The following is a 24,428-nucleotide window of genomic DNA, read 5'->3' as shown; positions in this document are numbered from 1 at the left end:
TCTAAAACATCACCTGCCAAACACCATATATACTCACCCCTAAGATAGAGAGGATGCTTAACCACAGCCAAAGATCGTAGCCGACGGACGGCTTTAAGCTAATGGGTAGCTGACGATATCGAAATTGAATAGCGGCCCAGACCACGACCAGCAGTAGCACCGACGTAGCGATGCCTCCTAAGAGAATCATTAACACGGGTAGTTTGATAAACAGGAACAGCAGACACCAAAGCGCCGGAAAGGCCCAGGACAAGGTAGCGATAGACTTCCGGCGCACAACAGGGTCACTGAATTTCAGCCAGCCTAATTGACCAAAGGCATCCGCAAAAATGCGTGACCAGCTGGCAGTTGCCGTAAAGAGTGTGGAGTATAGCACAAAAAAGGCACCAACCATAAAGATTATTTTGGCTCCCGGACCAAGGCTGACCGTGAACAACCGCGACAGGGTTTCGACCATTGCATACCCTTCGGGAACGCCACCTCCTGCGTGTAGCAACGACGCGCCCAGCAAGTAGAAAGCCGCCGTTACGGTCGTGTACACGATCATTGAGCAAAGCGCGTCGAGTGTCATCACCCGAATCCAGCCTTTTGCCCGCTCGGCCCAGGCCGTCGAATCTTCGTAGGGGCCCGTGTAGGCGGCATAGCCCTTCTCGATACACCAGTACGTGTAATACATGATTTCGTCGCCACCGACTCCCGTAATGCCAAAAGCGGCTAACGCGACAGCAACCGTGGCTGGTGGCAGCGAAAATGTTAATCCTTCTAGCAATTGTGAACCACTGATAGCGTAATCGGTACGTTGGAGCATCAGCAACGATAGCAAGATCATTGCCGTAAATAAGAGGATCATTAGTAAGGAGCCTTTCTCAACCCAACTGTAATACCCCTGATAGATTAGCAGAGCAGCTGACGCAGCTGACAATACGGCCCACACGCTTGCTGGTATGCCTGGGAAAGCCATGTTCAACACGAGAGCGACTCCGCCCACAATACCGCCTACCTGCAACACTTTTAACGTCTGCAAACTCAGCCAGAGCCAGATCGTCCAGTGACCACGTCCAAGCCGCGGTCCTGCTAATCGATTTATCGACTGCATGGTGGGCAAACCTGAATAGATGGCGTTTTTACCAAATTCGAGCTGCAAGGCCACCTTCACAAAACAGCTAACCAGAATTACCCAAAACGCAACAAAACCAGCTTTTGCCCCCAGTGCCGTCGTAGCAATCAACTCACCTGAGCCAACAATAGCCGCCGACAAAATGAAGCCCGGACCGAGGTGACGCAGTTGGCCACGAAAGGTATTGGGCGCATCCTGAACAAGATTAGGTGCGAGCGCATACGGATCAGGTGGAGACGGTGTTGGCTGGGTAGAAGAGGTCAAGGCCGTAAGGTTTGTATCGTTAATCATAAAGCAGTCCGACTGGCAATAATACCGTAAGCAAAACAGATTTGCCTGGGTAAAGCAATTTGGTTTTTTTGTAGCTTACCGCATGACTATTTCGCCCTTCGACCTGCTCCTGCTACTCGGTATGTCACAAGGTTTTATTCTGGCGTCGCTGCTATGGTTCAACCGGAAAGGTAACCGCTTGTCGAACCGGCTGCTGGCTTGGGTGATCGGCTTGTTGGCCCTGGCAAGTCTGGGGGTGTCTGTTCCCATCAGGAATAACTGGGTAAATCTGGCGCTGGACTTATTGCCGTTCATCAATGCCATGCCGCTTGGGCCCTTGATCTACTTCTACACGAAGTCGGTGCTTGATCCAACGTTTCGGCTGGGTAAATGGGAACGGATACAATTCTATCCTGTCTTGATCGACTGGGGGGCCAAACTCATCGGCTGGACGTTTGTCATCGGCGCGTTAGCAGGCGCCTGGCCGAGTAACAGCGGCCTCAAATGGGGGGAGGTCATGGACGAATACAACACCTACTCCGATATTCCGCGCTGGCTGTCGATGGCGGTTTACTTAGTGTTGGCTAAACGCTGGCTGGATCGGCACACACCAACCGGCAAGGGGTACAAAGTTGAGCGTCAGCAACAGAACGTCCGTTGGGTGCGCCAGCTCCTGATTATTATGCTGGTTTTTCAAGTAGTTTGGTTCATACACTTAGTGCCGTATATTATCCCCGGTACACGTTCGGCTTTGCTGGACAAGTTTGGTTGGTACCCGATTTACATTCCCATCGCTGTACTAATTTACTGGATAGGATTGAAGGGGTATTTACATGCGCGGAGTAGTTCAGTTGAACCAGTCGTCCGAAAAGCCAGCACAACCACTTTGCCCAATGAAACGGTGAATCAGGTTGTTGAGTCGTTGAAGAAGGCTATGGCAAAAGACAAGCTTTACCTCGACCCGGAATTAACGGTTGACAAGGTCGGCCGACACCTCCAAATGCCTCCTAAAACGATTTCGTTTGTGCTCAACCAGTACCTGCAAAAAAGCTTTAATACATTCGTTAACGAATACCGCATCGAAGCTGTGAAGCAACGGCTGACCGACCCGGCCAGCGAACACCTGACGTTAACCGGCATTGCTTTCGAGTGCGGGTTCAATTCGCAGGCTACCTTCCAACGGACGTTTAAGCAGATGATGGGTGTTTCGCCGACGGAATACGTAGCCAAACAAACAAAAACAACGCTCAAATCCGGATTTGAGTAGATTAACACGTTGATTCAGGCTTGTTTTGGGCCATGAATCAACGTCTCATGAAAAGTCTACTGTGGACGGCTACCGTACTGCTCGTCCAAATCCTAGCCCCTTCACTCAATGCTCAACCGGCCAAAACTACTGCCGAAAAGCTGGATGAATACCTTACCTCGGCTCAACAGGCCTACCGCTTCAACGGCGCGCTTTTGGTAGCGCACAAAGGAAAAGTTCTACTGCACAAGGCGCATGGCGTCCGCAACGCCGTAACCAAAGCACCAAATGACACCAGCACCCGTTTTCCTATTTTGTCCATTACGAAATCGTTTACCTCGGCGCTTATTCTGATGTTACAGGAGCGGGGTAAACTGTCGGTAGAGGATAAACTGAGCAAATACTTCCCTGACTATCCCAATGGTAATCAGATCAAGCTGCACCACCTGATGACGCATACGTCGGGCATTTTCAATTTTACCCAAATGATTGACGAGGGCGATTCAGCCATCGTCTGCCACCCGGTGCCGAAGGAGCGCGTGCTGGAGCTATTCTGGAACAAACCATTGGAATTTACACCCGGCAAACAGTTTTCTTACAACAATTCCGCGTACTTCCTGCTGGGTATGATTATCGAAAAAGTGACCGGCAAGCCCTACGAGCAAGCCATGCGCGAAATGGTCTTTCAACCACTCGGTATGACACATTCCGGCTTTGATTTCATCAACCTCCCCGCGCAATCGAGGGCGTTCGGCTACGACACCTTGACCGCCGACTACTACTCACCTTACCCGCATTACGACTCGACGGTGGTGTACTCGGCCGGGTCTATCTATAGCACCACCAGCGATATGTACAAATGGGGTCGGGCCGTCGCTGACCAGCAACTGATCTCTCCAAAATCGTGGAAGGAGGCTTTTACACCGCGGCTAAATGATTACGGATACGGCTGGATGATAGGTGATTACTCAGGTAAACGATACATGCGGCACAGTGGCGGCTATCCCGGTTTCATGTCCGAGTTCGTTTACTATCCTGGGGAAGACATAACGATCATCTTATTTAATAACTTCGGTAATTACGACGACTCGCTATTTCCGCTCGTGATGGGCCTTTCGGCCGTCGTTATGAACAAGCCGTATGATCTGTGGGAGCCGCTTCAGCAAGTGAAACTTGATAAAGCGGCATTACGTCAATACATTGGTAGTTACGTACTCAATGATAAATTCGGGATCGACATCGTGCTGAAGGACGATAGGCTATATGCTCAGGGTAAAGGAAAAACCCAATTTTCGGAGCTGGGCTTGAACGTAAGTGGCGAAGACAAATTCTTTATCGGGGCACATAATACGCGGCTGACATTCCAAAAAGATGAATCGGGCAAGGTGGTAAAGTTCACGCTGCGCGAACTCGGTCAGGATACGGAATGGAAGAGGTTGAATTAAAGCTTAATGAAAGGAATGGCATTAGAACCGCCAGTTGTTTACGCGACGCCCATCGATTGAATATTTACCAGGACCGACAAAGAACAGTGTGGCGTAAATCAACAGGTATAGCAACGATAGTTCTTTCTTCCCGAAGGGGTCACCACCATGTGCAATAAAAGCAGCAACCAGCATGGTGAACATGAGCGGTAGCGTTGCCAGGCGAGTGTAAAAGCCCAGCAGCACAAGAACGGCGCAACCTGCTTCAGCAAAGGTGGCCAGAACAAGTGAGGGGCCGCTACCTATGCCAAGGGGATCCCCGAACGACATATCTCCGTTCAGAATCCTGATTAATTTGGGGATGCCGTGCGTGAGCATAAAGCCATTGACCGAAATGCGAAGTAATAGCAGCCACGAATGAACGGCTGACGGGCTGGCCATAACGCCAAGTGGTGGCGCAGAGCCAGTTGACTGATCCGGACTACGAGTGCTTGGGTTCATAAGCAGAAAATTCGACGAGACAAGAAGTTATGAGCTAGTTATCAGACAACAAATTAGGCTAATAGGTGTTTAGCGCATTTTTATCGCACGACTTAATCTAATGTAAAGGGCTGACTCAAAACTGACTGTCCCAACAGTCTATACCCACATAAGGCCTCGACTAACGCAGATCAGAACTACGTCTCCATTGCTGCTTCAGACCGAGAACCGCTACCTAACCTAGCAGGCCTAACAGTAAGAAAAGCGCTTTATGGGCCCAAATTGTAAGAAAAACACCCCTTATTTGTCCATAGTATCAGTATGCTCATTTAAATACTTGTAGACAATGAGATTATTTGCTTTGCTGTTATCGCTTTCCGTATTGAGTTGTGGCCAAAAAGCAATAACCCCTCCCGATCAGGTAACGGCTCCGGATGGCCCGTCTCAACCAGACTCTACCTGGAAATTAGCCTGGTCAGACGAATTCAATACGGATGGCGTACCCAATCCCAAAAACTGGAAATTTGAGCAGGGCTTCGTACGCAATAACGAACTCCAGTGGTATCAGCCAGATAACGCCCGCTGTGCCAACGGCATGTTAGTCATTGAGGGCCGTCGGGAGCGCCGGGAGAATCCGACTTACAAAGCCAACAGTACCGACTGGAAAACCAAACGTCAATTCATTGATTACACCTCGTCCAGCTTACAAACTGCCGGCCTACAAAGCTGGAAATACGGACGCTTCGAGATGCGTGGACGTATCGATGCCCGCCCCGGCTTGTGGCCCGCTTTCTGGACGCTCGGCGTAGCAGGCGAATGGCCGTCCAATGGTGAGATCGACATTATGGAGTATTACAAAGATAAGCTATTAGCGAACGTAGCCTGGGGAACCAACAAACGCTGGACGGCCGAGTGGCGCAGCAAAACGAAAACGGTTGCCTCTTTCAATGATCCTGATTGGGCCAAGAAATTCCATATCTGGCGCATGGACTGGACCGAGACGGCCATCGATTTGTACGTCGACGATTTATTGTTAAACCATGTTGACCTCAAAGAAACAATCAATGGCGATGGCTCAAACAAGAACCCATTTCAGCAGCCGCACTACATGCTGTTGAATCTGGCCATTGGGGGCGATAACGGGGGTGATCCGTCTGGCACTACGTTCCCCAGCAAGTATGAGATTGACTACGTACGCGTTTATCAGAAATAAAAGCCAATTCACAAACCATCAGCATCAAAGCGCCAGCCCTGTGTTATAAAATAAACCAGTACCCTGTCTTAACGGTTAGGGACGCATGGCTACTTACAAACCTCTTCACGACTGGACCAACATCTCGCCCACCGATGCTGTTGCGCTCCAACAACAGTTACGCTCCCAAATTCGTATTGAGCCGCTAACGGCGACGCCCCAAACGATTGCAGGCTGCGACATTTCTTTTAATAAGTTTGAAGAGACCGTATATGCCGGCATTGTTGTCCTGAATCTGGAGACGCTGGAAACCATTGAAGAAGTTGGCGTAATCAGTTCGGCAACCTTTCCTTACGTACCAGGCCTGCTGTCGTTTCGCGAAATACCGTCGCTGCTGGAAGCCTGGCAGAAATTAAAGACCGAACCCGATGTGGTCATGTTCGATGGGCAGGGCATCGCGCATCCACGCCGAATCGGTATTGCCTCGCACGGGGGCTTATTTCTGAATCGGCCCACGTTCGGTTGCGCTAAATCCGTGCTGGTGGGTAAGTACGAAGAGCCCGCGCCAGAGCGTGGTTCCTGGTCGCCCATGACGCATTACAAAGACGTAGTGGGCGCTGCACTGCGCACTAAAAACAAAGTCAACCCAGTATACGTATCACCCGGTCATCTGATTGATCTGGAAACCGCCATTAATCTGACGCTCCGTTGCGATGGCGGCCGACGTGGATACGGCTACCGAATTCCCGAACCCACGCGCCGGACGCACAACCTGGTCAATGCGCTGCGAAGAGGAGAACGAAAAGCGGATTAATAACTGTGCTCCTCCAACTTCACTTTGCCCCGGAAGGTCCAGAACATGAACAATGTGTAGGTGGCTACTAAAGGCATGCCAATGAAGGCAAACAGCAGCATGGTTCGCAATGAACCATCCGATGAAGCCGCTTCGTAGATACTAATGTGCCCTCGGGGATCGACATTCGACAGCACAAGGTTCGGGTAAAGTCCCATCGCAAATAAGATCAGCAAGAGTGCCGTCGTGATGGCCGACGACATAAAGCCACGCCGGTACTGTCGCTTTTCAATGCTCCGACGAATGTTCAACACAATCAGCACAGCCGCTAATGGCAAGGCAAACAGTTCCGGATACGCTTTAAAGATGGCCGTCATATGCGGTACGTAGATGAGGGTCGCCAGCGACGTAGCTATGAAGCATAAAATGAAAAACTTGCTGGTGTTGTTGGCGATGATGGTCAGTTTGGCATAAATCCGATCTTCCGTTTTCATGATCAGATACATCGCCCCGTGCATCATAAACAGGGATAGCACTGTCACAGCAATTAACCCAGCATAAGGGTTAAAGAAATCACTTAACCGACCAACAAACTCATGCTTCGCGTTGAGCGGTATGCCCTGAATTAGGTTACCCAATATCAGACCCAAAAGCAAGGATATAGCAATACTGGAAACCGAATAGCTAATATCCCACAGCTTACGCCACCAGTTCATTTCTTCCTTACTCCGAAACTCAATCGAAATAGCCCGAAAAATAATGGCAACCAGAAAGAAGATAAAAGGCAGGTAGAATACCGACAGAATGGTGCCATATACTAAAGGAAACGCAGCGAACAGCGACCCGGCTCCAATAACCAGCCAGACCTCGTTTCCGTCCCAAACAGGCCCGATGGCGTTGAGCGCAATCCGGCGACTTTGTTCTTTCTGAAAAAATAGGTGTAAGGCACCAGCACCTAAATCAAACCCATCTAAAATTCCGTAACCGCTGATCAGCGCGCCAATCAGCAAAAACCACCACGTGGGAAGATCAATACCAAGAACTGTATCCATGGTTAAAGAGTGAAAGTGCGGAAGAGTGAAAGAGTGATTGAGCGAATGAGTGAAAGTTTTCGGTTGGTAGCGCTTATTCAGTCTTTCACTCTTTCGCGCTTTCACTCTTTAATTAAGTACCGGGTTCATGCGTGAAGATGGCTCGTGCTTGTCAGACTCTACATCGGGGCCGTGCTGGATCTTTTTGTTCAGCAGGTACACAAACAGAGCAAACAACATCACGTACACCAGCGTAAACAGAATTAAGGAGGCTAGTACATGCTCGGCTTTAACCGCTTGCGACAAAGCGTTGGAAGTTCGGAGCAGGCCATACACAACCCATGGTTGGCGACCTACTTCGGCGGTATACCAGCCTACCTGATTCGCAATTTGCGGCAGCAGCACGGCCCATACAAAAACGACCATCAGCCAGCGCGTCTGGAAAAGCTTTTTTTTGTACAGCAGGAACAGGCTGAACATCGTCAGCCCGATAAGCGTCATGCCAATGGCAACCATCAGGTGGTACGTCTGGAAAACAAAGTTGATTGCAGTCGGGCGATTTTCAGGTTTAAAGCTATTCAGACCAGGAATCGGCTTTTTAAAATCCTGATGTACTAAAAACGACAGGCCACCCGGAATTTTCAGACCAGATGTTTTCTGCTCTCTGGCATTAACCCAGCCCAGAAGATACATATCCGCCGGAGCCGACTTCTCAAAATGGCCTTCCATTGTAGCCAGTTTGGCGGGCTGATACTTAGTAACAACCTCCGCTGATTTATGGCCCGTGAACAATTGCCCCAGCGACGATACGGCCGCGACCCACAACGCAATCCGGAACGCGGCCTGCGCATGGACAACGTACTTCCCTTTCAAAATATACCAGGCACTAACGCTTAACACCAGGAATGACCCGGCCAGCAGTGCGCCAATCAAGACGTGTGAATACCGCTCGACCGACGATGGATTGAACACCATTTTCCAGAAGTCGGTCACAATGGCCCGTGCCTGCATCCCCTCTCCTTCTATGCGATATCCAGCGGGCGTTTGCTGCCACGAGTTGGCAACCACAATCCAGAGCGCCGAGAAGATGGAACCCAGCGCTACCAGTACCGTTGCCAGAAAGTGCACTCGTGGGCTAACCTTGTTCCAGCCGAATACTAAGATGCCGAGGAAAGCTGATTCCATGGCAAAGGCAAAAATACCCTCGGCAGCCAGCGCCGAACCAAAGATGTCGCCAACGTAGCGCGAGTACGTAGCCCAGTTGGTGCCAAATTCAAACTCCATAACGATGCCCGTAGCGACGCCAATACCGAAGATGAGCGCAAAAATCTTGACCCAAAACCGGGTCAGTTCTTCGTAAACCTTGTTTTTTGTTTTTAGATACAACCCTTCCATCACTACCAGACAAACGCCAAGGCCAATACTCAGGGGCGGGTAGATGTAGTGAAAAGCGATGGTAAACGCGAACTGTATTCGAGAGAGGAGGGTAACATCATCCATGTCGTATGATGATAGCCGGGATGGGTCGCCCAAGCCGCGCACCGGCTCAACGTCGGTGCGCTTCGGCGAAGCAGCTACCGCCCGAAAGGTACGACCAGATGCCGTCAAAGAGGAGTATTTTCAAGTCTTTTTTCACAAAAATAAAGCATTTCAACTGGCGATGACTGGCGAAACGGTTATCTTGACCCCACTCAACGTAACAAGCCGATTTCTCGTGCAAACAATCTCAAAACCCACTTTTTCGCAGCAGATACGCAATTACATTGTCGCGTTTTATCAGACGCAACGCAATGCGTTTATCATCATTGTCACCCTGCTCATTGCGCTGTATGTCCTGACCGTTCCGGACCAGGCCGAAGACATGCTTGACGCCGTTATTGACACGGGCGTTTTCAGTCGGTTGTTTCAATACATCTTACTCAGTGCCTTTATCTGGAGCTGCATTGTTTACGGTTGTACACGCATGATTCTACACATCTCGCCGGTGGGGCTCCGCATCAATCATCAGTGTGATTGGTTGTTGCGGTGGCTTCCTAAAATTGGCGGCCTCATGCCGACGGTTATCCTGGCGTATGCGTTTTGGCAACCGCATCATTGGCACTTGTATTTACTACTGCTCGAAGGTGGACTAATGCTGGCCCTGTTTCTCTGGCTTGAAAGGCATATACCAATTTTTGCGATTCCCAACCAGTGGAAATTTACCAACCGCTACACTAGTTTCCGACAAGATATCCGGGAATTATGGCGTCATCCGCTCGGCCGTTTAGTGGTCAGCGTTGGCCTATCGTTGACGGTTTTTTTGATCACGTTGTTCAGCCTGCCCGTCGAATGGGAAATCGCGCGTCGTTTGCGTCCTACGGCGGTCATTATTTTTGGCATTACGTTATTTACATTCTGGGGTAGCCTCGTTGTTTATTTCAACGACTACCGATACCGTCCTCTTGTGCTGCTGGTATTCGTTTACTTCATTGTTGTCAGCGCGTTTAACGACAATACCGCCATCCGGAAGGCAGTAAGTCCTTCCGTGCCTTCTATCGACCAGCGCCCCACGGTCGAATCGCACTTTGCTCAGTGGGTAGCGGCCCGTCGGCAGGAAGACGGTGACAGGATTCCGCTGGTGCTGGTTGCGGCCGAAGGAGGGGGCATTCGGGCACTAAACTGGACGGCAGAAACGCTCATCCGACTCGACTCGATTATACCCGGATTTAGCCGCCATGTTTATGCACTCAGTGGCGTATCGGGCGGGGGTGTTGGCACGGTGTTCTATACAGCCTTCCTACGCGATATAGCCGAATCGCAGCGAATTAGTGCGTTCGACCAGTTTCGCAAGGTTATTCGTGACGATTATTTATCGGGCGTATCAGCAGCACTGCTTTTCCCCGAATCGATTCAACGCATTTTACCGTTTCCAATTGCTGCGCTTGAACGGGGCAAGTGGCTCGAAGACTCCTGGGCCGATTCCTATAACGACAACCTGAAGTTGCGCACCCTCGATTCGTCGCTGACGCAGTTGTATCAAACCCCAACGGGCTACAACTACGACCTGCCATCGCTACTCTTGAATGGTACCCTGGCCGAATCGGGGCAGAAGATCATTACGTCAAACTTGAAGCTCGACCCCGGCTATTTCAAAGACGTGGTATCAACCCTGGATGTACTGGGAGCAGATGTTCCCCTCAAAACAGCAGCTTCGTTGTGTAGCCGTTTCCCGGTGGTAACGAACGGCGGTTTAATTCAGAAAGATACTGTTGATACTAAAGGGAATAAGCGGGCGTATGGCGGACACATTGTCGACGGGGGCTACTTCGACAATTCGGGCGTTGAAACCTGCATGCAGCTACTCAATAATCTGGTACCTTCCATCCAACGATTCGACACCGTTAACCAGGTAAAAATTATTCCTTACATACTGTTTATCCAAAACGGCAATACGGCTGAAAAGCTACCTCATAAGCGATCCATTTTGCAGGAGATTCAGGTGCCCTTACTAGGCTTTTTCAATGCCTGGGACAACGGTTCCATCACGCGCGATAACATGTTCAATTCCTTCATGGACCGCTTCACCAACCCTAAAACCAATTACCTGACGCTACGCCTGGCGTACAATGACAAGTATCCGTTAGGGTGGTTTTTATCAGAAAGTGTAGCCCGTAATTTAAGTCAGCAGGCTAAAGACTCGATCAGCTTAAAGAATGAAAAATTGGCCACCTTAAAAGGAGCGTTTAGACGAATGGGAGTGAATCGGGTTAAGTAAAAGAAGTAACCATTAACCCGTGGACACAATGCCAGAATCAACTTTTCTGCTGTATGGCGCAAACGGTTTCACTGCCCAACTGATTATTGATCTGGCCAACTCGTTTGGACTAACGCCTATTCTGGCCGGACGTAACGAAACTAAAGTAAAGCCTCTTGCCGAAAAGCATGGCCTATCCTACCGCGTAGCAGATCTCAGTAACACGTCAGGACTGAACGCTATGCTGCAGGACATACCCGTGGTACTTCATTGCGCGGGTCCTTTTTCAAAAACCGCGGCTCCCATGCAAGAAGCATGCTTATGTACCAGCACCCACTACCTCGACATTACCGGCGAAGTAGCTGTGTTTGAACAAGGCATGAAACGCCATGGGGCCGCCCTGCAGGCGAACATCATGCTCATGTCGGGCGTTAGCTTTGACGTTGTCCCAACCGACTGCATGGCGCGCTACCTGAAAGATCAACTGCCCACTGCAACGCACCTGCAACTGGCGTTTGCCAATAACGGTGGCGGCTTGTCGCACGGTACGGCGCAAACTGCTCTCGAAGGCTTGGGCGTCGGTGGCATGATTCGGAAGGATGGCCAGCTTACAGCCGTGCCTTATGCACACAACACGGTTTGGGTCGACTTCGGAAACGGACGAGTACGTCCCTGTATGGCTATCCCCTGGGGTGATCTGGCTACCGCTTACTGGACAACCGGCATTCCCACTATCGAAACGTTCATGGGCGCATCGACGGGGCATATCTGGATGGCTAAGACCGGAAATTATCTCGGTTGGTTACTGAAAAACCCCGCGTTGCAATCCTTTCTGCGAGAACGCGTTTCGAGCAACGTCACCGGGCCCGATGAAGCCGTTCGGCAACGCGCTCGCACCCACGTCTGGGGAAAAGCGTGGAATGAAACCGGGCAAGTCGTGGAAGCGCGGCTTCACGGTCCCGAGGGCTATACACTCACCGCTTTAAGCGCCTTAACCATTACTCGAAAGGTACTCAACGGTCATTGGCGGGCCGGTTACCAAACACCAGCGGGTTTGTATGGCGCCGATCTGATTACAGAAATTGAGGGCGTAATTTGGGAAAGCATAACGGTATAGTTGTAGTTTAGCATAGTCTGAGACTATGCTATGGCGTTGTCTGGTCTCCGACCGGAGTTTTTTCTAGCACTTCCGGTTCCGAACCGGTTAGCCCCAAGCATAGCCTGCGACTATACCTAGGAAAAGACCGATTGGCTAACTTGAATAGGTTTTCCCTATTGTACTTTAGCGGTTCAATCACTCTTTCTCTTTAGGCATGAATAACCTCCGCATCAACGGCCGTATCTGGCTCGAAACCACATCAGCCGACGCCACCGAGCGATTCATGGGCATCGGCCGAATGGAGCTACTCGGCCATATCCAGCGAACCGGTTCGATCAATCAGGCGGCTAAAGCTATGCGGATGTCCTATAAGCGAGCCTGGGAATTGGTGCATTCCATGAACACTCAGGCTGATACGCCCCTGGTGATTACCCAAACGGGAGGTGATAAAGGGGGAGGTGCCGTTGTCACTTCCGAAGGTGAAAAATACCTTACTCATTACCGCGGCCTTCAGGAACGGTTTCAACAATTTCTGGCTAACGAATTAACAAATCTTCCTGCCTAAAGACTCTTCTTTATCGCTGTCCGATTCTGAACCCAAATTGTCCATTTGCGGACAATTTCGGTTACTTCCATAAGCCTTGAACGTGCTTTACAGCTTGTTTAAGGCTATTTTATGATTTGGCCGCAGATTTGTACGATAAAATATAAACTAATGCATTAGGCTATGCGTCGCACGTATCTGGGTGAGTTTGAAGAGATCGTATTACTCATGGTCGCCATTCTGGATGGACAGGCCTATGGCGTGACGGTATCGCAGGAAATTGAGCAGCATGTAGGTCGCCTGGTGACGTTCGGCACGGTGCACAACACGCTCATTCGCTTAGAGGAAAAGGGATTTGTAACCTCCGAGCTGGGCGGGGCCACCACCGAACGCGGAGGTCGGCGGAAGCGCCTGTTCAGAGTAACGGCCTTAGGAGGTCGGGCATTGCAGGACATTCAGCAACTGCGGAACGAGCTTTGGCAATTAGTCCCACCGCACACAATGAAATTAAGTGGGCTATGAATCCATCGAAGCCAAACTCACCCCGCCCCGTCGGACCACCCCGCTGGGCTTACCGTCTCTTGACTTGGCTGCACCCGGCCAATACGCTCGAAGAAGTGGGGGGCGACCTCGACGAGCTGTATGCCTACTGGTACCAGCGAGCCGGTGAGCCCCAGGCTACCCTCCGCTACGTCTTGAACGTGCTATCCGTACTACCTCCGTTCGTGCGCCGACGCCAGCAAACCGATCAGTATTCTCAACCCTCATCTTTCCATCCAGATATGATTCGTTCGTACATCAAGATTGCCCTGCGCAACCTCTGGAAAAGTAAAGAATATGCGGCCATCAACGTAATCGGCTTAGCTGCGGCCTTCTCTATCTGCATCTTCCTGTTTCTGACCGCGTATCTGCATCTAACCTACGATTCCTTCCACAAGGACGGTGATCGCCTTTTTCAAGCGTATTTCTTTGCTAACAATCCCGACGAAGCTATTAAGACCGAGTCGATGCCTTTCCCCTTACAACCAGCTCTAAAAGCGGAGTTTCCGGAGGTCGAAGGGGCTGCTCGTCTGGTTGGTGGACCTAATCTGGTAGAATACAACGGTAAGTATTTTGACAAAAACATTGTACTGACCGACCCCGATTTCTTAACGATGTTTTCCTTTCCGTTGCGCCAGGGTGACCAGAAGATGGCCCTGCAAGGATTAAACAGCGTCGTTATCAGTGAGAATATGGCTAAAGACGTGTTTGGCAATGACGATCCGATCGGCAAACGCCTGCGGATTGGCAGTGTGGACAACACCAAAGACTACCTCGTCACCGGCATTATAAGCGACGCTCCCTACAACTCAACGATTCATTACGATGCGCTTATCCGAATTGAAAACAACCCTTCTTACCAGCGGGATAAAGACAACTGGGAGGCCTACTTACTCAGGCTCTTCGTCAAGACAGCACCCCGTGTGGACCAAGCTACCATAGAAGGCCGACTAAAGCTGTTTACCCAAAAATATTACGCCGATAAGCTGGCCGAGTTAAAGAACAACGGAGCTAAACCTGACGCACGGGGCGACCTCCTAGCCCTACGATTCGACAAGTTCTCCAGCGTACACTTCGACCGCGAGTCGGCCGACCGGAAAGGTACGCCTATTGCGGTTGTTTATGTGCTGCTGGGCATGAGCTGTTTTATCTTGCTCATCGCCTGCATCAACTTCACTAACCTGAGCGTGGCCCGGTCGTTTATGCGGGCGCGTGAGGTGGGCGTTCGCAAGTCGTTAGGTGCGCTCAAAAGCGAGCTGTTCATCCAAATATGGGGTGAATCGGCGGTAATTTGTTTTTTAGGCTTTACGCTGGGAGGCCTGCTCGCCTTCCTTCTTATGCCCGTATTCAACGCGTTCTTCGGCGCACAACTTGAGTTATCCTACGCGCTTCAACCCGGTTTCATTGGTTTAATCCTAAGTTTATTTGTCTTGGTTACGTTGATTGCTGGGGGATATCCGGCCTGGCAGATGGCCCGGTTCAATACGGTGGAAGTGCTAAAAGGGAAAGTGTCGCTGAAACGACCCGGCGTCCTACGCAACGGACTCATCGTCACGCAGTTTGCTTTATCCTGTTTACTGATTTGCTGTACGATCGTGGCGATGCAGCAGGTAGAACACCTCCGTCAAAGTCCAGTTGGATTTGATAAAGAACAAGTAATTAGTATTCCGATCGGAAATCAAGTGGATGGTCGGCAAGTGCTGCAACGCCTGCGCAACCGATTAGCCAACGATCCAACGGTGCTGGCTGTAACTGGTTCGGGCGTTAATCTGGGCAGGGGCAAAGATCATGCAACGATCCGGACCACGATGGGATTCACCCACAATGGCAAGCCAATTTCGACCGACTGGCTACTGGTTGACTATGACTATCTCAAAACGCTTAACATCAAACTCGTGGCGGGTCGGGATTTTAGCCGTGCGTACGTGGGCGATTCGGTGAACCGAGTGGTCATCACCGAAAGTATGGCCAAATCAACTGGCGTGAAAAACCCAGTCGGTACGCTACTTGGCGACGACAAGGATACGACCGGCACCAAATCACAGATTATCGGCGTTGTTTCGGATTTTCAGTTGTATTCTATAGCCGATGAAGCTAAGCCTATTACCATGCACCTGTCTAATAGTGAGCCGATCCGGTATATTTTTGTCCGGGTTACGCCCCAGAGCCTGACCACTTCGATCGGTAAGCTAAAACAAATTTGGAGCGAGGTAGCTCCCCAATCCGAATTCATCGGTTCGTTTCTGGATGAAAACGTCGATGACTGGTATCAGAACGAAGAGCAGCTTTCGCAAATCTTCAGCTTAGCTGCGAGTATCGCTATTTTGCTGTCGTGCATTGGTTTATTTGCCGTTGCCTTGTTGGTGATTGAACAGCGGACTAAGGAGATTGGCATACGTAAAGTAATGGGAGCTAGTATTCCAGGTATAATCTTTACCCTTTCGCGAGATTTTATCAAGCTCGTGCTGATTGCCTTAGCGATTGCAGTTCCATTAGCCTGGTTTGGCATGCAGAAATGGTTGGACAATTACCCTCAGCGAATAGAGATAAATGGCTGGGTATTCGTGGGCGTTAGTGTCGCGGCTATACTGGTAGCGTTAGCAACGGTGAGCTTCCAAAGCATAAAAGCCGCCTTGATGAATCCGGTTAAGTCGTTACGTAGTGAATAGCGTGGGGCAAGGGGCGTGGGGTTTAACAATCCTATACCTCCTGCGCTGTTTTGTCTGGCAAAGTCAGTTATCCGTATCGATATTACCTATACAACTCAGCGAATCACCATGAAACTTCTATTCATAACACTGCTCTTGTGCATCAGTATATTTACAAGCGCCGAAGCCGCTACGCCATCGGTCCTCCGGACGCGAATCTCCGACAACGGTGTAACTCTTTCGATTCAAATCAATGGCTACAAAAACGGACGCAAGATTAATTATGATCAGACGACTAATGTATCACGCTTAAACTGGCTGCAAAAAGAACTAGTTAAGTACCGCGCTTTCCGATCTCAAGGTTTATTCTTACCGCTTCGCGAAATGCCCGGGTTGTGTATGACGGCTTCAGGCTTAGTCGTACTGATGAGTACGCTTTCAATGATGGGATACACAATGAAGCGAATTAGCCGAGCGAACCATCTATAGCCCATAGTCACTATAACGCTCGCAGTTAAAGATGTTGTCAAATTGTTGTGCAAGCGTTACAGACATATAGGATACGGTGGAGAAGTAAATGAAATCGCCCAGAAAACGGCTTGTTTTCTGGGCGATTAAAAGTAGTTGGTGACCGTTACCTTACTTCTTAGCGTACATCACCCGCCAGACCGTACCCTTCACCGAGTCGGTGATATACAGCGAGCCATCGGGGCCTTCGGCGAGGCCCATCGGGCGGTGTTTAGCGTCGCCGGGGCTGGCCAGATCGGGCTTACCGGCGTTCGCGGTTTCACCGGGCACCCCTGGCTCGGCTACTCCTGCGAAATTCTCAGCGAACACTTCGTATTTGCCCGATGGACGTCCGTCTTTCCCAAACGGGATAAATGCCACGAAGTAGCCACCCTGCTTCAAGGGAGCACGGTTCCAGGAGCCGTGAAAGCAAACAAACGCGCCATTTTTGTAACGAGCCGGAAAGGCGTTCGCGCCCCCGGTGCCACCCGTATAAAACAGCAGGTCGTTTGGAGCCCAGTGCCCCGGAAACGCCATGATTGGTTTTTCTTTACCAGCACAGCGGTCTTCAGTTTTGCCGTCACCGCCATACTCAGGTGCTAAAAATTTTTTGTTCTGGTAATGGTCATTATAGCAATAGGGCCAGCCAAAATCCGAGCCTTCTTTCACCATCAAAAATTCTTCGGAAGGCAACTCAGCGCTAACCGTATCGTTAAACACGCCACCCCAGTTATTGAGGTTGTCGCGGCCATGTTGCAGGGCATAAAGCGTATTCGTCGCTTTGTTCCAGTCGAGAGCCACGGCGTTGCGAATGCCGGTCGCGTACCGCTTCCCATCCGACTGCTTCTGATTTAACTTATTCGCGTCGAACACCCAGATACCGGCGTAGTTCTCCAGAATTGGGCAGGGGTCCTGACCTTTCGAGCCCTTCTGCCGGTCTTTTTCCTGACAGGCATTGGACGGTGCGCCAAAGTTGACAAACAACTTGCCGTCCGTCGAAATAGCCAACGACTTGCTGGCGTGCTGGCGTTGGAGCGTTAGCCCTGTCACAATAGGCTCACCGGGCGTGGTGTCCATGACCTTGCCGTTTGTCAGCTTGTAGCGATACACAGCGGTGTCGGCCGAAGCATACAGGTAACCGTTGTAAACGCCCATGCCGGTTCCGGGATAGCCGCCAAACGTAACGGTCTGGTCGGCACGGCCATCGCCGTTCGTATCCAGTAATTCAACAATTCCCTTTCCTTCCTTCAGCCGTTCGAGCTTAACAAATACCGTTCCGGTTACCGGATCAACGGCTGCGTGCCGGGCTTTGCCTAAATTGTCAGCGAAGACCAGGGCGCTGAATCCTTTAGCCAGTTTGAGGCCACCATTATCTGGATCGGGAGCCGGAAGTGAGGTAGAAGCTTTAGGTGTTTTCGGTTTAATTGGCTTGGTTGGTCCGTCGTGTCGACCGGCGAGGGCAACCGTTGTGGTAACGGTTAACAAAAGCAAGGCTGCTTTCATGATAAATGAGTAATTAGTTGGTTAGGTGACTAAGCATTTGGGCGCGTGGTAAACGGCTCGTTTGAAGTAAAAGTTTTTGGCCGAAAACGTGAAATAAGTACCGTTGTTTACCTTTAACCAGACAAACGTAGGTATTCCTGTTCGTTTCAATGCGTAATAATAAGCTACCGACTCATTATCCAACCTTAATAAGATAGGCGATAAATGCCTAACCAGCCAAATAAGCATGTCCACTACACCATTGACCTGGACCGACTTCGAAAAAGTCGAGATTCGTACGGGTACGATCATAGCCGCTGAATCTTTTCCGGAAGCCCGGAAACCAGCGTATAAACTAACCATTGACTTTGGTGATTCCGGCATCAGGCGGACCTCAGCTCAGCTAACCAGGCTTTATCAACCCGATGAATTGATTGGCAAACAGGTGGTAGCGGTTCTTAACTTTCCGCCCAAACAAATTGCTAATTTTTTCAGTGAGTGTCTCATTTTGGGTGCCGTAGCCGACGATGGTACCGTAACGCTTCTGCAAACCGAGCGGCCCACTAAAAACGGCTTACGAATTGCTTAACCAATACCATAAGGTCGCTGCTACGCACTTTTTACCTTATCCATCAGCTAAACTACCCAGTCGTTCGTTTACCCATTATGCGAAACGCTCTAGTACTCACTGTTCTCTTTTGTCTGCCTTTATTAACCTATGCCCAACGCCGACGTAATGATGACACATCACACTACCGCAGTGCTCCCGTTCCTGCACACCTGATGCCGATTGAGCGGGCCTATGGCTCGTCGTCGATAGGTAGCGTTTACTTCTACGGTGGCAAGAAACTTTCATCGCCGTATTCATTAGAAGTACCCTTCTACGAGCTGAACGACCCCGCGGTGACTCATCATTTCCAGACGTTTCGCACCATGACAACGCTCGGCCGATTGACTGCCCTGATTCCGCTGGGGTATATTTTACTGCGTAGAGGTAATAACAACGCTACGTATTGGACAGTATATGGCGGCTCCATTGCGGCTACTCTGACGTTCACGATCATCGGCAACGGACAGGTAAACAAAGCGGTCACGCGTTACAACCAGATGCTTCGGCAGCCACGGGTAGGATTTTCTCTGTCATCGATCCCCCTGACCGGACAAGCCGCTGTTGGCGCCGGAGTCAGCTGGGGATTCTAGTGATTACTAACAAAAAAGCGCAAAATGAGCTCATTTTGCGCTTTTTTGTTAGCTTCGCTGACCAATCATCGACTTCATGAAAAAACAGCTCCTTGGCATTTTACTTGCTTCCTTTGTTTCTCCTGCATTTGCCCAAACAACAATTAACCGGGACCCGCAAATTGCGGAACTCGTTGCCCAAGTATCGGCCGACAGTTTACGGGCGCACATTAATGGCCTGGTGAGCTTCGGCACCCGGCATACATTGAGTACGACGACTGATGCCAGGAAAGGCATTGGTGCCGCCCGGCAGTGGATTTTAGGCAAGTTCAATCAATACGCCAAACAGTCGGGAGGCCGTTTAACGGCGACACTCGACAAATGGACACTCCAGGCCGACGGTCGACGTATCGATAAACCGGCCGACATGGGCAACGTGATGGCCACGCTGAAGGGAACCGATCCGAATGACAACCGTATCTTTATTGTGCAGGGTCACATGGATAGCCGCGTCACGAACGTCATGAACCGAGAGTCGGACGCACCGGGCGCCAACGACGATGGTTCGGGCACGGCTGCCGTTATTGAGCTTTGTCGCGTAATGAGCAAAGCGCAGTTTCCGGCTACGATTGTGTTCGTTACGTTAACGGGCGAAGAACAGGGCTTGCTAGGTGCCGAACATCTGGCCGAACGCGCCGTGAACGAGAAATGGAACCTGGAAGCGGTACTGAACAACGACATCATGGGCTCGAATAACAGTAATGAGACCCGGATCATAGACAATACTCGTCTACGCGTCTTCAGCGAAGGCTTACCGGGTAATCTTATGAAAGACACGACCGGCCGAATTGGGCAGATCCGCCAGTTTGGCAATGAGAACGATGGCAAAGCCCGCACCCTGGCCCGCTACCTGAAAGAAGTCGGCGAACGCTACGTCGAGAATTTAGAAGTGGTTATGATTTACCGCAACGACCGTTACCTGCGCGGGGGCGACCATACGCCCTTCGTTCAGCGGGGATTTGCGGCTGTCCGCATGACGGAGATGAACGAAAACTACGATCATCAGCACCAGGATCTGCGCACGGAAAACGGCACCGAGTTTGGCGACTACGCTAAATTCATGGACTTCGACTACCTGCGCAAAAACACAGCCGTTAACCTGGCGACACTGGCGAATCTGGCCAAAGCCCCGGCCGTACCGCAAACGGTAACCATTGAGGTACGTAACCTGACGAACTCAACGGCACTTTACTGGAAGGCTCCTGCATCGGGCAAAGTGCGAGGCTACTACGTATTGATGCGCGAAACCCACTGGCCATTCTGGCAAAAGAAGTTCTTCACCAACAAACTGGGCATGACGCTGCCCTACTCCAAAGACAACTACTATTTCGCCGTCCAGTCGGTTAGCGAAGATGGGAACGAAAGCTTACCCGTGTTGCCGGTGCCAAATCTGCGGTGAGTTTATAGTATAAATTGAGTTTTGCCTTAGTCATAAACTACCTGTGACGCCCTTTCGTTATCTTTCACAAAAGTAATTAGTCGTATGTCAGCATCTGTCGGTCAGTCCGTTCCTGAAGCCATCATTCATGATCTGGGATACCAGAACATTGATGATTTCCTGCGCGTGCAGGTACGCCACGTGCTGGAACAAAAAATTAATTATTACCAGAGTCGGATCGATTTTTATCAGCAAAAATATGGGATGTCTATTGACGAATTTCATAGCCGGGTAGTCGACCAAAACGATCCTGTACTGTCTAAATTCGGCGTTTCTGAAAAAGAAAATGACGATTTTGATTGGGACGATGCTATTGATTTCGTACGCATCTACACAGCCGATCTTCGGCAGATCAGACCGTGAAGGAAGTTACCAGTCAGTTTGCGGGTATTATTCGTTCGGCTCGTTTTGATACAGAACAGGCATCCGGCCAGAAAATAGTCGAGCGATGTGAACTAGTACTAATTGACGGGTCCCGGTTGGTAGCCTATGAATCTAGAACGGGAACGAAGTTTAAATACAGTTACCAATGGATGAACGAAGCCAATCAAACGATCTATCGTTGGGATAACACAACGCATTTTCCTCAGTTTAACACGTTTCCTTACCATCGTCATATTGGTGAGGCTGAGATTGCGGAACCGTTTCAGATAGTATCGCTCAACGAAGTGCTAGAATTTATTACTGACCAATTAGCCACAAGCGGTTAATAATTGGGTAAGTAGTTAGCGAAGATGGGAACGAAAGCTTACCCTTGCCGAACCTACGATAATCAGGAAAAACTTCATGTATACCATTGCCGCGGTGCATCAGGAAACTAAATTTCAGCGTACTGTGGATATGGTTTTATCTATTTTTTTGTAGTTTACGGTCGCTTGCCTTGTCAGTATACCGAATCCATTAAATTCAATTGTATATGAAACGTTTTACGTATGTAATGTGCCTGGTCGTATCATTGGTTGGGCTAAGTTCCTGTAGCAAAAATGACGATCCAGCACCAGTTTCACCTGTTGTGGGACGATGGGATTTGAACCGTGGACAATTAAGTGGATTTGTGGCTCCCGCCCAAAGTTATAATGGGAGAGGTGTCGATCTTTATTACTATTATTTCGATTCCTACAGCTCCAGGATCGATATACGATCAGATAAAACATTTACTGACAATGTCCGTTCAGGGGGAACTGTAACGGATCTAACTGGAACTTGGGATTATACCACTGATCGATTAACGCTAACTTACGATACTGATGGCGCTACCGATACATACACATACAAACAGGACTCTGGCTTAGAAGAATTGACTTCCGTATCTTTATACGATATACAATTGCCAGTTGATAGCGTTTCATCAGCACGTGGCAAGTTTCAATTCGTTTACAGAAAGTAATTTTTTCTATTTTGCTTACAGGAAAAGCCGATGGAAATCCATCGGCTTTTCCTGTAATTTGTGAGTCGTCTGCCATTGAATCAACCTATATAAACGAAAATGAACCGACCTCTCCTCATCAGTCTACTTGCCTTCGGCAGTTTAGCCAGTTTGGCACAGACACCTTCGAAAAAGCGACTCATACAACCTAAAGATTATTATCGACTGCAAACCATCAGCGATATACAGGTGTCGCCCGATGGGAAATGGGTCGCGTATGGGTTATCGTCGGTCGATTCAACCAAAGACAAACGGAATACCGATATCTGGATGGTGAGTTGGGATGGGCAAGAGTCTATTCAGCTCACGAACACCCCCGAGGGTGAAGCCAAGCCACGTTTTAGTCCCGACGGCAAATACATTTCGTTCCTGTCGGCGCGGCAGGGTGCCACCAAAGGACAAGTTTGGCTGATGGACCGCCGGGGTGGCGAAGCAAAAAAGCTGACCGACCTAAAAAATGATCTGGAAGACTATGTATGGTCGCCCGATGGGAAAAAGATCGCGATGATCCTACAGGATATCGACTACTCCGACTCGGCCAAGACCAAAGTCCGCAAACCCTACGTTCTGGACCGCTACCACTTTAAAGCCGACGTAAAAGGGTATTTGGAGAACAGCCCATTGCATCTGTACGTATTCGACATTACGACCAAAAAGCTCGACACACTCACGACCGGCATTTATAACGAAACATCACCGGTCTGGTCGCCGGACGGGTCGCAGCTTGCCTTTGTGAGCAACCGAACAGAAGACCCCGACCGAAATCAGAACACCGACATTTATGTGGTCGAAGCCCGCAAAGGAGCAAAGGTGAAGCAGTTGACTACCTGGGCAGGCTCGGACAACAATCCCGTCTGGAGCCCCGACGGTAAACAGATTGCGTATCTGCGTTCAACAGCAAACGGCAACTTCCTCATGTATGACCAGCCAGTATTGGCAGTTATCAGTCCGAACGGTGGCGAGCCAACGTTACTCTCAAAAACGCTCGACCGCCCGGTCCGCAACCCGCACTGGACGAAAGACGGGAAAGCCATCGGTGTTTTAGTCCAGGACGATCGTCAGTCATACGTAGCACAGTACACACTTAGCGATGGCAAACTGAGCAAGCTAGCTGATGGGAAACGGTCATTCAACGATTTAGCTCCCGTGTCGGCCAACAACTGGGCAGCCTTAATGAGCGATCCGCAGACGCCCACGGAACTGTATGCCCTTGAAAACGGAAACGCCCGCCGACTGACGCACGTACAGGATGCTTTCCTGGCTCCGCTCGAACTGGCAACGGTAGAAGGATTTACCTCCCGCAGCAAAGACGGCACGCAGGTATCGAACCTGTTGTATCGTCCCGCCAACGTACCAGCGAACAAAAAGCTACCTGCCATTCTGTTCATCCACGGTGGGCCGGTTGCGCAGGACGACTTTTCCTTCGATATGACTCGCCAGCTACTGGCGGCTGGCGGTTATGCCGTCGCGGCTGTCAACTACCGGGGCAGCAACGGCCGCGGGCTCGATTACACCAAAGCTATTTATGCCGACTGGGGCAACAAAGAGGTCCTCGATATTCTGGGCGCCACCGACTATCTCGTCGAAAAAGGCATTGCCGACCCCGACCGGCTGGGCATTGGTGGCTGGAGTTATGGCGGCATCCTGACCAATTACACCATCGCTACCGACACGCGCTTTAAGGCCGCAGCCAGCGGAGCTGGTAGCTCGTTACAGCTATCCATGTATGGCATTGACCAATATACCAACCAGTATGAGAATGAATTGGGCGCTCCCTGGAAAAACACCGATAAGTGGCTGAAGTTATCGTACCCATTCCTGAAGGCCGACCGGATCAAAACACCCACGTTGTTCATGGCGGGTGAGAAAGATTTCAACGTACCATCGGCCGGTAGTGAGCAGATGTTTCAGGCACTTCGCTCACTGGGCGTTCCGACCCAACTGATTATTTACCCTGGCCAGTTTCACGGCATCACGGTGCCAAGCTATCAGAAGGACCGTGCCGAGCGCTACCTGCAATGGTTCGACAAATACCTGAAGTCTAAGACATTATAAGCCTTTTGTTTTTCCCGTTAGCGGGTTCTAAAACTCGCTATCGCTCTTCTCACAATACACGAAGACCCGACCAATAAGGTTCGGGTCTTTTTTTATGCTTACCTAAGGATATTCACCGCCAAAACGGGTCCGTGGGGCCCGTAGATTTTCCAGTAGAAAAGGTA

21 protein-coding genes are annotated in these 24,428 nt (G+C 50.2%); 16 read left to right on the top strand and 5 right to left on the bottom strand.

Annotated features, from left to right (window positions below; genetic code table 11):
* Position 1 precedes the first annotated feature (1 nt).
* Complete coding sequence (locus ACFSUS_RS12235) at positions 2–1,408, bottom strand: Nramp family divalent metal transporter (protein ID WP_381522911.1); 1,407 nt, start codon at positions 1,406–1,408, stop codon at positions 2–4.
* A gap of 82 nt (positions 1,409–1,490) precedes the next feature.
* On the opposite strand from ACFSUS_RS12235, the gene ACFSUS_RS12230 reads away from it, so the two are divergent.
* Together ACFSUS_RS12230 and ACFSUS_RS12225 are read left to right on the top strand one after the other, a co-directional pair.
* On the top strand, positions 1,491–2,654 hold the full coding sequence (locus ACFSUS_RS12230) for a helix-turn-helix domain-containing protein (RefSeq protein ID WP_381522909.1): 1,164 nt from the start codon (positions 1,491–1,493) through the stop codon (positions 2,652–2,654).
* A 47-nt stretch (positions 2,655–2,701) separates the two neighbouring features.
* A complete protein-coding gene (locus ACFSUS_RS12225) occupies positions 2,702–4,078 on the top strand; it encodes a serine hydrolase (protein ID WP_381522907.1) in 1,377 nt (458 codons plus the stop codon).
* Positions 4,079–4,099: 21 nt separating this feature from the next.
* Here ACFSUS_RS12225 and ACFSUS_RS12220 read toward each other — a convergent pair whose 3' ends face one another.
* The gene (locus ACFSUS_RS12220) at positions 4,100–4,558 is read right to left on the bottom strand and encodes a DoxX family protein (protein ID WP_381522906.1); all 459 of its coding nucleotides are present in this window, start codon (positions 4,556–4,558) and stop codon (positions 4,100–4,102) included.
* A 325-nt stretch (positions 4,559–4,883) separates the two neighbouring features.
* Between ACFSUS_RS12220 and ACFSUS_RS12215 the strand changes: the two genes are divergently transcribed.
* Together ACFSUS_RS12215 and nfi are read left to right on the top strand one after the other, a co-directional pair.
* The gene (locus tag ACFSUS_RS12215) at positions 4,884–5,750 is read left to right on the top strand and encodes a glycoside hydrolase family 16 protein (RefSeq protein ID WP_381522904.1); all 867 of its coding nucleotides are present in this window, start codon (positions 4,884–4,886) and stop codon (positions 5,748–5,750) included.
* Positions 5,751–5,835: 85 nt separating this feature from the next.
* Positions 5,836–6,543, top strand: a complete 708-nt coding sequence (nfi, locus tag ACFSUS_RS12210; protein ID WP_381522902.1) for a deoxyribonuclease V — start codon at positions 5,836–5,838, stop codon at positions 6,541–6,543.
* Here the strand turns inward: nfi and cydB are convergent.
* Positions 6,540–7,574 (bottom strand): cytochrome d ubiquinol oxidase subunit II, encoded by a 1,035-nt coding sequence (gene cydB / locus ACFSUS_RS12205; RefSeq protein WP_381522901.1) that lies wholly within the window; start codon positions 7,572–7,574, stop codon positions 6,540–6,542. The genes nfi and cydB overlap by 4 nt on opposite strands.
* 108 nt (positions 7,575–7,682) lie before the next feature.
* Positions 7,683–9,053: a cytochrome ubiquinol oxidase subunit I gene (locus ACFSUS_RS12200; protein WP_381522899.1), complete on the bottom strand. Its 1,371-nt coding sequence runs from the start codon at positions 9,051–9,053 to the stop codon at positions 7,683–7,685.
* Between ACFSUS_RS12200 and ACFSUS_RS12195 the strand changes: the two genes are divergently transcribed.
* The 6 genes from ACFSUS_RS12195 to ACFSUS_RS12170 all read left to right on the top strand — a co-directional run bounded on the left by ACFSUS_RS12195 (position 9,052) and on the right by ACFSUS_RS12170 (position 16,606).
* On the top strand, positions 9,052–11,307 hold the full coding sequence (locus ACFSUS_RS12195) for a hypothetical protein (RefSeq protein ID WP_381522898.1): 2,256 nt from the start codon (positions 9,052–9,054) through the stop codon (positions 11,305–11,307). The genes ACFSUS_RS12200 and ACFSUS_RS12195 overlap by 2 nt on opposite strands.
* A 28-nt stretch (positions 11,308–11,335) precedes the next feature.
* Positions 11,336–12,403, top strand: coding sequence for a saccharopine dehydrogenase family protein (locus ACFSUS_RS12190; protein WP_381522895.1), 1,068 nt, complete (start codon positions 11,336–11,338; stop codon positions 12,401–12,403).
* 196 nt (positions 12,404–12,599) lie between these two features.
* Positions 12,600–12,950: a winged helix-turn-helix domain-containing protein gene (locus ACFSUS_RS12185; protein ID WP_381522893.1), complete on the top strand. Its 351-nt coding sequence runs from the start codon at positions 12,600–12,602 to the stop codon at positions 12,948–12,950.
* 162 nt (positions 12,951–13,112) lie between these two features.
* Entirely contained in the window at positions 13,113–13,451 is a 339-nt protein-coding gene (locus tag ACFSUS_RS12180) for a PadR family transcriptional regulator (protein ID WP_381522891.1), read from the top strand.
* A complete protein-coding gene (locus ACFSUS_RS12175; protein ID WP_381522888.1) occupies positions 13,448–16,138 on the top strand; it encodes an ABC transporter permease in 2,691 nt (896 codons plus the stop codon). The genes ACFSUS_RS12180 and ACFSUS_RS12175 overlap by 4 nt, the downstream gene beginning before the upstream one ends.
* Before the next feature lie 108 nt (positions 16,139–16,246).
* Entirely contained in the window at positions 16,247–16,606 is a 360-nt protein-coding gene (locus tag ACFSUS_RS12170) for a hypothetical protein (protein ID WP_381522886.1), read from the top strand.
* A gap of 150 nt (positions 16,607–16,756) precedes the next feature.
* Here the strand turns inward: ACFSUS_RS12170 and ACFSUS_RS12165 are convergent, their stop codons facing one another.
* Positions 16,757–18,127, bottom strand: a complete 1,371-nt coding sequence (locus ACFSUS_RS12165) for a PQQ-dependent sugar dehydrogenase (RefSeq protein ID WP_381522885.1) — start codon at positions 18,125–18,127, stop codon at positions 16,757–16,759.
* 226 nt (positions 18,128–18,353) lie between these two features.
* Here ACFSUS_RS12165 and ACFSUS_RS12160 point away from each other — a divergent pair, with 226 nt between their 5' ends.
* From ACFSUS_RS12160 to ACFSUS_RS12135, 6 genes are all read left to right on the top strand, one after another.
* On the top strand, positions 18,354–18,695 hold the full coding sequence (locus ACFSUS_RS12160; RefSeq protein WP_381522883.1) for a tRNA-binding protein: 342 nt from the start codon (positions 18,354–18,356) through the stop codon (positions 18,693–18,695).
* Positions 18,696–18,772: 77 nt separating this feature from the next.
* Positions 18,773–19,306, top strand: coding sequence for a hypothetical protein (locus tag ACFSUS_RS12155; protein ID WP_381522881.1), 534 nt, complete (start codon positions 18,773–18,775; stop codon positions 19,304–19,306).
* Between the two features lie 76 nt (positions 19,307–19,382).
* Complete coding sequence (locus tag ACFSUS_RS12150; RefSeq protein ID WP_381522879.1) at positions 19,383–20,744, top strand: M20/M25/M40 family metallo-hydrolase; 1,362 nt, start codon at positions 19,383–19,385, stop codon at positions 20,742–20,744.
* An 84-nt stretch (positions 20,745–20,828) separates the two neighbouring features.
* Complete coding sequence (locus ACFSUS_RS12145) at positions 20,829–21,146, top strand: hypothetical protein (protein ID WP_381522876.1); 318 nt, start codon at positions 20,829–20,831, stop codon at positions 21,144–21,146.
* Positions 21,143–21,493 (top strand): toxin-antitoxin system TumE family protein, encoded by a 351-nt coding sequence (locus ACFSUS_RS12140; protein ID WP_381522874.1) that lies wholly within the window; start codon positions 21,143–21,145, stop codon positions 21,491–21,493. The genes ACFSUS_RS12145 and ACFSUS_RS12140 overlap by 4 nt, the downstream gene beginning before the upstream one ends.
* Before the next feature lie 776 nt (positions 21,494–22,269).
* A complete protein-coding gene (locus ACFSUS_RS12135) occupies positions 22,270–24,264 on the top strand; it encodes a S9 family peptidase (RefSeq protein ID WP_381522872.1) in 1,995 nt (664 codons plus the stop codon).
* Positions 24,265–24,428: the final 164 nt, after the last annotated feature.

It is taken from the genome of Spirosoma soli, assembly GCF_042684525.1.
Lineage (GTDB): Bacteria > Bacteroidota > Bacteroidia > Cytophagales > Spirosomataceae > Spirosoma > Spirosoma soli.
This window is presented reverse-complemented; position numbering and strand designations above follow the sequence as displayed.